This is a genomic window from Neobacillus sp. NPDC058068, assembly GCF_042885335.1.
In the GTDB taxonomy this organism is placed as follows: domain Bacteria; phylum Bacillota; class Bacilli; order Bacillales; family Cytobacillaceae; genus Neobacillus.
The window spans coordinates 139,031-151,547 of the sequence record NZ_JBHVSI010000006.1 but is presented as its reverse complement, the minus strand read 5'-3'; the positions used below and the strand labels follow the sequence as shown (position 1 = coordinate 151,547).

The window sequence follows — 12,517 nt, the reverse complement described above, 5'->3', positions numbered from 1 at the left end:
ATTTGGTATGATACATATGAAAATTTTACTGGCTGCCTATCATTTTTACTGCATACATAATCGGTAAAATTGAGGGAAAACCTTAATATGGAAAGCCCTTTTTCGAAATGATAGCAACCTAAATTGAGGAGGAAGAAAAATGCCTTTAGTTTCAATGAAAGAAATGCTTAACAAAGCAAAAGCGGAAGGCTACGCTGTTGGGCAATTTAACATTAATAATTTAGAATTTACACAGGCGATTCTTCAGGCTGCCGTGGCAGAAAAGTCACCAGTTATTCTTGGTGTTTCTGAAGGGGCAGGCCGTTATATCGGCGGATTCAAAACCGTTGTCAAAATGGTTGAAGGGTTAATGGAAGATTATAATGTTACAGTTCCTGTGGCTATTCACCTTGATCACGGTTCAAGTTTCGAAAAATGTAAAGAAGCCATTGATGCCGGCTTTACCTCTGTTATGATTGATGCTTCACACCACCCATTTGAGGAAAATATCGAAATCACTTCAAAAGTGGTTGAATATGCACACGCTAAAGGTGTTTCGGTTGAAGCAGAACTTGGAACTGTAGGCGGCCAAGAGGACGATGTTGTCGCTGAAGGTGTTATCTATGCGGATCCGAAAGAATGTGAAGAGCTTGTGAAGCGCACTGGCATTGATTGCCTTGCACCTGCACTAGGTTCTGTCCATGGACCATACAAAGGCGAACCGAATTTAGGATTTACTGAAATGGAGGAAATCGGCAAGATTACAGGCATGCCGCTTGTACTTCATGGTGGTACAGGAATCCCAACAAAGGATATCCAAAGATCCGTTTCGCTTGGAACAGCAAAAATCAACGTAAACACAGAAAACCAAATCGCTTCAGCGAAGACGGTGCGTGAAGTGTTAGCCGCAAAACCAAACGAATATGATCCACGTAAATACTTAGGTCCAGCTCGCGATGCTATTAAAGAAACTGTAATCGGCAAAATGCGCGAATTTGGTTCTTCAGGCAGAGCATAAAACGCTAAAAGCGCCGGCAGATGTCAGCATTTTTTGTTGTTTGCTCTAAATATGATAAAATGAAGCCGTCCTTAACACGAGGACGGTTTCAGTGTGTAAATGGAAATTTGAAAATTTAGTCGAAAAATGGGAGGGAAAAATAAAATGAAATTTTTCATTGATACAGCTAACTTAGTGGATATTAAAAAGGCCTATAAAATGGGCGTTTTATCTGGGGTAACAACAAACCCTTCTTTAGTTGCAAAAGAAGGTGTGAAATTCGAAGACCGCATCGAGGAAATTCTTCAAGCAGTACCAGAAGTGGAATCTGTATCTGCAGAAGTATCCCCATATGCTGAAACAGCTGAACAAATGATCGCAGAAGCAGAAGAACTAATCAAAATTAATGGCGGCGATGAAAAAGTTACCATTAAAGTGCCAATGACAGTGGCGGGCTTAGAGACTACTCGCTATCTTGCAAAAAAGGGTGTTAAAGTCAATGTAACCCTGATCTTCACGGTCAACCAAGCACTATTAGCTGCCCGTGCAGGCGCGGCATATGTTTCACCATTCTTAGGACGTCTAGATGATATTTCTGAAGATGGTGTACTATTAGTAGCTAAAATTGCAGAATTATTCCGTATTCATAACTTAGATGCCCAAATCATTGCTGCATCTGTGCGCCATCCTGACCATGTAACGCGTGTAGCAATGGCAGGTGCACACATTGCCACAATTCCTTATAAAGTCATTGAGCAGCTAACCAAGCATCCATTGACCGACAAAGGGATGGAAGGCTTCCTAAAAGACTGGAATAATCACACAAACGCCTAGTAATTCCATGTTTTTTCCATTTTCGTGTAAATTTTTTTAATATTGATACATGAAATTCAAATTTTCGTGTAAACTAAAGAATAGACAAACTGTCGGAATTTGACTTTTAATGTTGGAAAAATATACCTAAAGCCTGTTTGGGACAAAGGGTCTTTTTACAAAAGCGTATGTGCAATCGTTTCGTCAATGATTGCACATACCTAAAAAAAGATCCTTTTCCATCAACCATACATACTTGAATAGGGCTTAGAAGGGAGTCGGAAATGGAAAAACTTAAAATTGCGGGCGGATATCCGTTAAAGGGGACTGTTCGTATCAGTGGAGCGAAAAATAGTGCCGTTGCCTTAATTCCTGCAACCATTTTAGCGGAATCACCAGTGACGATTGAAGGTCTGCCGGATATCTCTGATGTTGAAATCCTCAAGGACTTGCTCGAGGAAATCGGCGGAAAGGTCGAAATTAACGATGATGAAATGACCGTTGACCCTGCAACGATGATTTCCATGCCGCTGCCGAACGGTAAAGTGAAAAAGCTGCGCGCATCCTATTATTTAATGGGAGCGATGCTTGGCCGCTTTAAAAAGGCAGTCATCGGCCTGCCGGGCGGCTGTCATCTAGGCCCGAGACCGATTGACCAGCATATTAAGGGCTTTGAAGCACTCGGCGCCCAAATAACGAACGAGCAGGGTGCGATTTATTTACGTGCCGACGAGCTCCGCGGCGCCCGGATTTACCTTGACGTCGTCAGTGTGGGAGCGACCATCAATATTATGCTGGCCGCGGTCAGAGCCAAAGGGCGGACCATCATTGAAAATGCCGCGAAAGAGCCGGAAATTATTGATGTAGCCACACTCTTAACCAATATGGGCGCGAAAATCAAAGGGGCCGGGACCGATGTCATCCGCATCGATGGTGTCGATACCCTTCATGGCTGCCGCCACACGATTATCCCGGATCGGATTGAAGCGGGCACCTATATGATTATTGGGGCTGCTATTGGGGAAGGCGTCTTAATCGACAATGTTATCCCACAGCACTTAGAATCATTAATTGCCAAGCTCCGCGAGATGGGTGTGCAAATCGAATCGGGCGATGACCAAGTGTTTGTCAACGGTTCAACTGATTTGAAAGCGGTTGATATTAAAACGCTCGTCTATCCGGGATTCCCGACAGACCTGCAGCAGCCAGTTACGACTCTCCTCACAAAGGCCGCAGGCTCAAGTGTTGTTACCGACACCATTTACGGTGCAAGATTCAAGCATATTGATGAACTAAGAAGAATGAATGCGAATATCAAAGTCGAAGGACGCTCCGCCATCATCAATGGCCCGATCCAGCTTCAAGGGGCCAAAGTGAAAGCAAGCGATCTTAGAGCAGGCGCTGCACTTGTCATTGCCGGCTTGATCGCTGAGGGGATTACCGAAGTAACCGGGCTCGAGCATATTGACCGCGGCTACAGCAATCTCGAAGAAAAATTAAATGGTCTTGGTGCCACGGTTTGGCGGGAAGCGTTGACAAAGGAAGAAGTCGAGCAGCTGAAAAATACGTAGATTCTTGCACCAGTCGAATAAATACGCCCAGTGCAAGACGAGGCTAATAAATACTTAGATAGAAGTGTGCTCGCGAAACGAGTACACTATTGCTAGAATAGACAAAAAGCAAGTTTTGAAGGTTGTAATAGAAAAAACGGGAGTTGGAGATCAATGGAAAGAAGTTTAACAATGGAGCTAGTCCGCGTTACAGAAGGAGCAGCACTTGCTTCAGCCCGCTGGATGGGCCGCGGCAAAAAAGATGAAGCCGACGGTGCTGCCACTTCAGCGATGCGCGACGTGTTTGACACGGTTCCAATGAAAGGAACGGTTGTCATTGGCGAAGGGGAAATGGACGAAGCACCGATGCTTTATATTGGCGAAAAGCTAGGAACTGGCTACGGTCCTCGTGTCGATGTCGCCGTTGACCCGCTTGAAGGCACGAATATTTTAGCGTCAGGCGGCTGGAATGCCTTAGCTGTACTGGCTGTCGCTGACCATGGCAACCTGCTTCATGCCCCCGACATGTATATGGAAAAAATTGCAGTTGGACCGGAAGCAGTCGGACTTGTTGATATCAACGCATCCGTTTTAGACAACCTTAAAGCAGTTGCCAAAGCGAAAAATAAGGATATTGAGGATGTTGTGGCAACCGTCCTAAACCGCGAGCGCCATGAACATATCATTGCCCAGCTTCGTGAAGCCGGTGCCCGGATAAAGCTGATTAATGACGGAGATGTCGCGGGAGCCATCAACACCGCTTTCGATAATACCGGCGTTGACATTCTCTTTGGTTCCGGCGGTGCCCCGGAGGGCGTCTTAGCGGCAGTTGCCTTGAAATGTCTCGGCGGTGAAATAATGGGGAAACTATTACCGCAAAGTGATGCCGAGGTCGAGCGCTGTTTGAAAATGGGCTTGGATATCAATCGAATTCTCCGCATGGAAGACCTGGTCAAGGGCGACGATGCTATTTTTGCGGCAACAGGTGTCACCGATGGAGAACTACTCCGTGGTGTGCAATTTAAAGGCTCATACGGTTCTACACACTCCGTTGTTATGCGAGCGAAATCAGGAACGGTCCGATTTATCGAAGGCCGTCACAGCCTGAAGAAAAAACCAAACTTGGTGCTGTAGGTATAAGCGGTGCCTGACACCGGCATGGTGTCAGGCACCAGCTAAAAAATAGAGAAACTTCCGATCTCTCCAAGAGTTTTCCTTCCAGAAAAAAATTTCCAATAGAGGTTTTTGAAAAAATGAGTTGATTAATTTTTTGTACAAGGGGTAAAATAGTAATTGTTTTTATTATAAATAATTTCTGCAATTCTATTCATTTCTTTCTACTTCTTTTTCAATTCCTCTACTCTCTTAAAAAAGACGATTCAAAGAAAATCACCCGTTCATTTAAACGAGCGGATTTGATGGAAAAATTTTAAAGTGTGGTGCACAAATGGAGTTAACAATCTCAAGTTTAGAAAATATGAAGCTGAAGGAACTTTATGAACTCGCACGCGAATATAAAGTGACCTATTACAGCAAATTAACGAAAAAAGAATTAATTTTTGCCATTTTGAAATCTCGTGCCGAACAGCAGGGTTATTTTTTCATGGAAGGCGTCCTTGAAATCATCCAATCTGAAGGATTCGGGTTCTTGCGGCCAATTAATTATTCGCCAAGTTCTGAGGATATTTATATTTCGGCATCGCAAATCCGCCGCTTCGACCTTCGCAACGGCGATAAAGTTTCCGGTAAGGTTCGTCCGCCGAAGGAAAATGAACGCTATTACGGGCTTTTGCACGTAGAAGCAGTAAACGGGGAAGATCCTGAATCGGCGAAAGAGCGCGTCTATTTCCCAGCTTTAACAGCCCTTTATCCCAACAGAAAAATGAAGCTTGAAACAACGCAAAAGCATCTTTCAACGCGGATTATGGATGTTGTCGCACCAGTCGGTTTTGGACAAAGGGGCTTAATTGTTGCTCCGCCAAAAGCGGGTAAAACAATGCTATTGAAAGAAATTGCCAACAGTATTACTACGAATCATCCGGATGTTGAGCTGATTGTGCTGTTAATCGATGAGCGTCCCGAAGAAGTAACCGATATTGAACGTTCGGTTGCCGGCGATGTCGTCAGCTCGACGTTTGACGAAGTGCCTGAAAATCATATTAAAGTGGCTGAGCTTGTGCTTGACCGGGCGATGCGCCTAGTGGAACACAAACGCGATGTCGTCATTTTGATGGACAGCATCACCCGCTTGGCTCGTGCCTATAACTTGGTGATTCCGCCAAGCGGCCGGACGCTTTCCGGTGGGATTGACCCGGCAGCCTTCCACCGTCCGAAGCGTTTCTTCGGTGCGGCCCGTAATATTGAAGAAGGCGGCAGCTTGACGATCCTCGCAACGGCCTTAGTCGATACCGGTTCACGTATGGATGATGTCATTTATGAAGAATTTAAGGGTACCGGGAATATGGAATTGCATCTGGACCGCCAGCTTGCTGAGCGCCGCATCTTCCCTGCACTTGATATCCGCCGTTCCGGAACGCGTAAGGAAGAATTGCTTATTCCGAAGGATCATTTGGATAAATTATGGGCGATTCGTAAATCGATGTCAGATTCACCAGATTTTGCCGAACGCTTCTTGAAAAAATTACGACAAACGAAGTCGAATGAAGAATTTTTTGCCCAGCTCGGTGAAGAATTGAAGGGCCGCCGTTCGTAAAAACAGCGGAATTTGGGACAAGCGGTGTGGTTTTTTTCGCCGAAAGAACATTTTTTCAGGAAAAGGCGAGTTTACTTTTTTTAGACTGTGTTAAAGAACATTGTTAATATTGAGCACAATGTTGATTGGACGTGGATACAGCGAGACTCCTGCGGGAGCAGCGGGACAGGTGAGACCCCGCAGGCGCGGAATTCGCCGAGGAGGCTCACCGCCCGCCCCGCGGAAAGCGAAGCGCCTGGAACGGAGATCAACATTCACTTTTAACAGAGCCTTTTTAAAAAAATAACTACTTTTCCTGAAAGTCCCACCTTGCAAAAACAGATATCCCTTGTTATAATTGTTGCAGTGTGCTTCAAGTAATTCAGTGCTCGTTGTTAGACAAGCACTTTAGCTAACTCTGTTTCGAAAGATTCAGGGCGGAAGGAGATGAAAAGAATGAAAGCAGGAATTCATCCTAATTATAAAACAGTAAAGGTGACATGCGCTTGCGGAAATACTTTTGAAACTGGTTCAGTGAAAAATGAAATCCGTGTTGAAACTTGTTCAGAATGTCATCCATTCTATACTGGACGTCAAAAATTCGCTGAAGCTGGCGGACGTGTTGACCGCTTCAACAAAAAATACGGCCTTAAGAATCAGCAGCAATAATCGCTCAAAACAGGCAAGAAAGCAATATTCTTGCCTGTTTTTTATTTTGAAAAATTCATATCATAATAATAGATCTAAAAGGGTTTGCTAGGGAGGAGACGCCGTTTATGTATTTAATGAAACAAAGCGGATGGGTTGAGGTTATCTGCGGCAGTATGTTTTCTGGAAAATCGGAGGAATTGATCCGCCGGGTCAGGCGTGCTCAATTTGCCAAACAAAAAATAGCTGTGTTTAAGCCACGAATTGATAATCGCTACAGCGAGCAATCTGTAGTATCCCATAATGGCTCTTCTTTTCAGGCGAAGCCTCTTTCCCATTCTTTAGAAATTCTTCAACATGTTGAAGCGGATATCGACATCATTGCGATTGATGAAATTCAGTTTTTTGATGAAGGTATTGTCCGGGTTGTGCAGCAGCTGGCGGACAGCGGCCACCGCGTCGTCTGCGCCGGTCTTGACATGGATTTCCGCGGCGAACCATTCGGGCAAATGCCGCCATTAATGGCAGTTGCGGAAACAGTTACGAAGCTCCAGGCAGTCTGCACCGTTTGCGGTTCACCATCAAGCAGGACCCAGCGCCTAATTGACGGCCGGCCCGCATCCTACCATGACCCAGTCATCTTAGTCGGCGCATCCGAAGCCTACGAGCCCCGCTGCCGCCACCACCACGAAGTCCCCAAAGCCATTCCGGTGAGATAAACTTTGGAGTGGTGACTTCTGTGTGGTGCTTCTATGGGTGCCACTATGTGGTGTCATTTTGTGGTGCCATTTATGTGGTGCCTGACACCCAAAAAAGACATTTGTCCGTGTGGAGTGGACAATGTCTTTTTTTTATTTTTGAACGAGTCGGTGTCCGCGTGGGGCGGACATTTGTCCACGAGCGGTGCCTGACACCCTAAATGGACACCCTAAATGTGACACCCAAAACCCTTTACTATTGGAAGGATTTCACTAGGCAGGTTCAACTTCCAGACGGGCATGATAGTATTAGGAGGTGTTGATACTGAAGAAGTGGATATTTCCCATGGTGATTATGTTGTTTATGTTGAGTGGGTGTCAGAATAACAATCGCGGTGCGAATGAACAGGCGTATGACTTGCGGACTGATCGGGCGGCTCCTAATTATATGTCCAACCGCGGCAAGGACCAGCAGCACCTTGTCGAAGATGATATTACCAACCAAAATCCGAACTTCCTTGACCTTGAAGGGACCGGCAGCGGCGGAGAGGCTGGTGCTGGGAATCAGGGCAACGATATCAATAAAGCGAAACAAGTTATTGCGGGTACTAACGAATTTGTGACCGATTCCGTCTGGATAAACGGCGACCGGATGTGGGTTTCTGTTAATAAAAAAGGAATGCTATCTGACGAGAAAAAGGTCGATGCTGAGGCACGTCTTCATAAAAAACTCATTCAGGCAATACCGCGATATCATATCGAAGTGCGCGTGAAAGAAGATCGCCGATAACATGCTCTGATTTTTAGGGCATGTTTTTTCTGCGGGCAGTGTCAGTGTTACATTTTTGAAAAAAAATCCCCTAAAAAATTTTCTCCCTGTAATTTGGTTTTGACTGCGCTTTTTACCTATACTATAATTATACTGTTATGGACTAAAAACTGAGGTGAATAAACTTGTTTGATCGTCTTCAATCGGTGGAAGATCGCTATGAAAAGTTGAACGAACTTTTGAGCGACCCACAAATTATTAATGATACAAAAAAGCTTCGTGAATATTCAAAAGAACAAGCTGATATACAAGAGACAGTACAAACGTACCGCCAATATAAAGAGACACGCGAACAGCTTCAGGAAGCCAAGACCATGCTCGATGACAAGCTTGATGCCGACATGCGTGAAATGGTGAAGGAAGAAGTAAACGAGCTTGAAGCACAAATTGAGGAATTAGAGGCGCGCATGAAAATTCTTCTAATTCCAAAGGATCCAAACGATGACAAAAATGTTATCTTTGAAATCCGCGGTGCTGCAGGCGGCGAAGAAGCAGCGCTGTTTGCCGGTACGCTTTACCGCATGTACAGCCGCTATGCTGAAGCACAGGGCTGGAAAACGGATGTTATTGATGCCAACCCGACAGGTCTTGGCGGCTTCAAGGAAATTATTTTTATGATAAATGGAACAGGTGCTTACTCGAAGTTGAAGTTTGAGAATGGCGCTCACCGGGTTCAGCGTGTTCCGGAAACGGAATCAGGCGGCAGAATCCATACCTCAACAGCAACGGTGGCCTGCTTGCCGGAAGCTGAAGAAGTAGAAGTGGAAATCCACGATAAGGATATCCGCTTTGACGCATTTGCCTCAAGCGGCGCCGGCGGACAGTCCGTTAACACGACAATGTCAGCCGTTCGGTTAACGCACATTCCAACCGGGATTGTGGTCTCGTGTCAGGATGAGAAGTCGCAACATAAAAACAAAGACAAGGCGATGAAGGTTTTACGTGCCCGTGTCTATGATAAGTTCCAACAGGAAGCACAGGCGGAATACGACCAGGTGCGGAAATCAGCCGTTGGTACCGGTGACCGTTCGGAACGAATCCGCACCTACAACTTCCCGCAGAACCGCGTGACCGACCACCGGATCGGGTTAACAATTCAGAAGCTCGACCAGGTGCTGGAAGGAAAGCTCGACGATGTGATTGATGCCTTGATTATGGACGATCAAGCGCGCAGACTGGAAAGTGCCTCAAATGAATAAGAAAGTATTTGAAGCTCTGAAATGGGCTTCTTCTTTTTTAAGCGAAGCAGGGCGGGACGAAAATGCGGGAGAACTCTTGCTGCGCCATTTCACTGGGATGTCACGGTCACAGCTGTTTGCGAATTTACGTGAGGAGATAACGCCTGCGGTTTGGGAGGCCTTCGAGGAGGCTGTCCGCGAACATGGTCAAGGGGTGCCGATTCAATACATCATTGGCACGGAGGAGTTTTACGGCCGGTCGTTTATCGTCAATGAAGAGGTATTGATTCCAAGGCCGGAAACCGAGGAGCTTGTCTCAGGAACACTCGAACGGACTAAACGGCTTTTTAGCGGCCGGCAAGGATTAGTGCTGGCCGATATCGGCACAGGCAGCGGCGCCATTGCCATCAGCTTGAAATTAGAAATGGATTCACATCGGGTGTCAGGCACCGAGTGTCCGCCTGGAGCGGACAAATGTCCACGAAGGGTGTCAGGCACCAATATAACAGGCACTGATATTTCGACGGATTCGCTTGCGGTGGCGCGGGAGAATGCTGCACGGCTTGGGGCCGAGGTTGATTTTGTTCAGGGTGATTTGCTGGGTCCGTTTATTGAGAGCGGGGTTAGGCTCGATGTGGTGGTTTCGAATCCGCCGTATATTCCGGTTGGTGATATTGGGACGATGTCCGAGGTGGTGACGGAGCATGAGCCGCACCGGGCCTTGTTCGCAGGCGCGGATGGCTTGGATTTTTACCGCCGCTTTATGAGCGAGCTGCCACAGGTACTGGCGCCGGCTGCGCTCGTCTGTTTCGAAATTGGTGCCGGTCAGGGCGAAGCGGTCGCGGAGCTTTTTCAAAATTCCTTCTCAGATGTTAGGGTAGAAGTCGTCAATGATATCAACGGCAAGGACCGGATGGTGTTTGCCGAAATCGGCTTCGGGGGAGTAATAGGAAATACTTCCGTTTTTGTGGAGGGGAAATAAACTCATATTGCAAATTGCATACTGTGGGTCCCATGAGGACAGAACCCGTACGAAAAGAGAGAGACTTGTCCTCATGGGGCGTTCATGAGGACAGAACCCGTGTGAAAAGAGCGAGACTTGTCCTCATGGGGTGTTCATGAGGACAGAAACCATGCGAAAAGAGCGAGTCTTGTCCTCATGGGGTGTTCATGAGGACAGAAACCGTACGAAAAGAGCGAGTCTCGTCCTCATGGGGCGTTCATGAGGACAGAAACCATGCGAAAAGAGAGAGACTTGTCCTCATGGAGCGTTCATGAGGACAGAAACCGTACGAAAAGAGCGAGTCTCGTCCTCATGGGGCGTTCATGAGGACAGAAACCATGCGAAAAGAGCGAGACTTGTCCTCATGGGGCGTTCATGAGGACAGAAACCATGCGAAAAGAGCGAGACTTGTCCTCATGGAACGTCTAAAGCTATTATTTTCCATCGATTGGTTCATAACCGCCAATTTTACTGAACCAATAAGCTACATAGAATAAAAATAAATAAATACAAAAGTCATAAATGGACAACCAGTCTTTTGGGTCGTAAAAATGAATCCAGACAAAAAACTTCATCGCCCCGAAAGCGGCTAAGGCAGCAAATATCGCTCCTTTTAACAGTGAATTCGCTTTTGGCTTAATTTGAAGCACAAACATAATCGCCACAGGGACTAACGAAAAATGATAGGGCAGCAGTAACATGGGGGCCACAGGTGAAAATTTCATCGGATAGCGCCATAGCCCGATTTCAACCGCAATCAGATCAATAATAAGTGCTAAAATAATCGTGATCAACCCTGCAAGAAGTAACCTTCCTGTGCTCTCCTTTTTCCGAAACAGGAGCCAAATAATCCACGGGACAATAAATAATCCAATCCCAAACCACCATTGCCATGTAAATAGAAAGTGATCAACAACTGCTTTAGACATGAGATTACTTCCGTCGATAATCAGCTGCGCGCCCTTTCTTGATTCTCTAATTCCTTCCATAAATGCCATTCTTCAACCCAACTCCTTAGAAAAAATGATATTGCATGAATTTTGGAGTTTTTCTTATTAATAATCATTCGCCATTTTCCTCATATTTATGATTTTTTTTACAAAAAACTTTTATTGCTCTTGCAAAAATATCAAAATTTACTAGTTTAAGATTCTGGCATTTTGTCCACAATGTTGATAGTGAAGGGGCGGTGCTGGTAATGAGAAGTAAATTAGCAGTTTGGGGTTATTTGATTGTCTTATCGTTTGCAACGATGTTGAGTTTATATATGCCAAAAACAGAAGCGGCGCAGAAGGAATCGATTGTGATTCCCGGGGAGGCGATTCGCCTCAGGATTCTCGCCAATAGTGATTTTGAAGCGGATCAGGCGATTAAACGGAAGGTCCGCGATGCCGTAAACGCCCAGATTACCCTCTGGGTACAGGATTTAACTTCGATGGAAAAAGCAAGAACCGTCATCAAAGCGAAGCTCCCGGAAATTCAAGCGATTGCCGAAAAAGTAGTCTTCGATGAAGGGGCAGATCAGCCGGTCAAGGTAGAGTTCGCGAAGGTCCAGTTTCCGACGAAGTTATACGGTCAGTATTTATACCCGGCGGGAAAGTATCAAGCAATTTTAATAACGCTTGGCAGCGGTGAAGGAGCGAATTGGTGGTGCGTACTGTATCCGCCGTTATGCTTCCTTGATTTTTCAAATGGGGTTGCCATCAGTGAGGGCTTTGATGAAAAACAAAAAGTGGCTAAAGCTTCTGAAAAGGTGGAGAACGGTTCTGAGGGGAGAGAAATGGCGCCTGAAGAGGTGAAGAAGAATTCTGAAGAAGTAGAAATGGTCCCTGAGAAGGCGTCAGACGAAGAAGTAGTCGCAGCTGAGCCAGCTCCAGTCGAAAAACCAGCATTCATTGATAAGGAGCGGGTCATGGAAAAGTCGAAAGTCACGAAAAAACCTACACAAGTAAAAACAGCTGCAAAGCAGACAAAAAAGCAAGCGCCAGTGTACACCGTCGAAGATGAAGCGCCAGTGAAGGTAAAATTCTTTGTCGTCGAGATGTGGGAAAAGATTTTTTATTAAGCCAGTTCCTGGATAAAAGGACTGGCTTTTGTCTTTCCGGCGTGAAATGCGGATAAAAAATATTT

At 45.8% G+C, this 12,517-nt stretch carries 12 protein-coding genes; 11 read left to right on the top strand and 1 reads right to left on the bottom strand.

Features of this window, described 5'->3' with window-relative positions:
- The first annotated feature begins 139 nt into the window (after positions 1–139).
- The 10 genes from ACFVSW_RS09190 to prmC all read left to right on the top strand — a co-directional run bounded on the left by ACFVSW_RS09190 (position 140) and on the right by prmC (position 10,366).
- On the top strand, positions 140–997 hold the full coding sequence (locus ACFVSW_RS09190) for a class II fructose-bisphosphate aldolase (RefSeq protein ID WP_387314919.1): 858 nt from the start codon (positions 140–142) through the stop codon (positions 995–997).
- A gap of 144 nt (positions 998–1,141) precedes the next feature.
- Positions 1,142–1,810, top strand: coding sequence for a fructose-6-phosphate aldolase (gene fsa, locus ACFVSW_RS09185; protein WP_024031048.1), 669 nt, complete (start codon positions 1,142–1,144; stop codon positions 1,808–1,810).
- A 263-nt stretch (positions 1,811–2,073) separates the two neighbouring features.
- Positions 2,074–3,360, top strand: coding sequence for a UDP-N-acetylglucosamine 1-carboxyvinyltransferase (locus ACFVSW_RS09180; RefSeq protein ID WP_387314917.1), 1,287 nt, complete (start codon positions 2,074–2,076; stop codon positions 3,358–3,360).
- 153 nt (positions 3,361–3,513) lie between these two features.
- Positions 3,514–4,473, top strand: a complete 960-nt coding sequence (gene glpX / locus ACFVSW_RS09175; RefSeq protein ID WP_387314914.1) for a class II fructose-bisphosphatase — start codon at positions 3,514–3,516, stop codon at positions 4,471–4,473.
- Between the two features lie 313 nt (positions 4,474–4,786).
- Positions 4,787–6,052, top strand: a complete 1,266-nt coding sequence (rho, locus tag ACFVSW_RS09170) for a transcription termination factor Rho (RefSeq protein WP_024031045.1) — start codon at positions 4,787–4,789, stop codon at positions 6,050–6,052.
- Between the two features lie 435 nt (positions 6,053–6,487).
- A complete protein-coding gene (gene rpmE, locus ACFVSW_RS09165) occupies positions 6,488–6,700 on the top strand; it encodes a 50S ribosomal protein L31 (RefSeq protein WP_387314911.1) in 213 nt (70 codons plus the stop codon).
- A 107-nt stretch (positions 6,701–6,807) separates the two neighbouring features.
- A complete protein-coding gene (locus ACFVSW_RS09160; RefSeq protein WP_387314909.1) occupies positions 6,808–7,398 on the top strand; it encodes a thymidine kinase in 591 nt (196 codons plus the stop codon).
- Between the two features lie 343 nt (positions 7,399–7,741).
- Positions 7,742–8,167: a hypothetical protein gene (locus ACFVSW_RS09155; protein ID WP_387314907.1), complete on the top strand. Its 426-nt coding sequence runs from the start codon at positions 7,742–7,744 to the stop codon at positions 8,165–8,167.
- 164 nt (positions 8,168–8,331) lie between these two features.
- Positions 8,332–9,405 carry a peptide chain release factor 1 gene (gene prfA / locus ACFVSW_RS09150; protein ID WP_387314906.1) on the top strand — a complete coding sequence of 358 codons (1,074 nt, stop codon included), beginning with the start codon at positions 8,332–8,334 and terminating at the stop codon, positions 9,403–9,405.
- The gene (gene prmC, locus ACFVSW_RS09145; protein ID WP_387315138.1) at positions 9,398–10,366 is read left to right on the top strand and encodes a peptide chain release factor N(5)-glutamine methyltransferase; all 969 of its coding nucleotides are present in this window, start codon (positions 9,398–9,400) and stop codon (positions 10,364–10,366) included. The genes prfA and prmC overlap by 8 nt, the downstream gene beginning before the upstream one ends.
- 455 nt (positions 10,367–10,821) lie before the next feature.
- On the opposite strand, the gene ACFVSW_RS09140 is transcribed toward prmC, so the two are convergent.
- The gene (locus ACFVSW_RS09140) at positions 10,822–11,385 is read right to left on the bottom strand and encodes a CBO0543 family protein (RefSeq protein WP_387314904.1); all 564 of its coding nucleotides are present in this window, start codon (positions 11,383–11,385) and stop codon (positions 10,822–10,824) included.
- A gap of 200 nt (positions 11,386–11,585) precedes the next feature.
- Between ACFVSW_RS09140 and spoIIR the strand changes: the two genes are divergently transcribed.
- Positions 11,586–12,452 carry a stage II sporulation protein R gene (spoIIR, locus tag ACFVSW_RS09135; protein ID WP_387314901.1) on the top strand — a complete coding sequence of 289 codons (867 nt, stop codon included), beginning with the start codon at positions 11,586–11,588 and terminating at the stop codon, positions 12,450–12,452.
- The last annotated feature ends 65 nt before the right edge of the window (positions 12,453–12,517 follow it).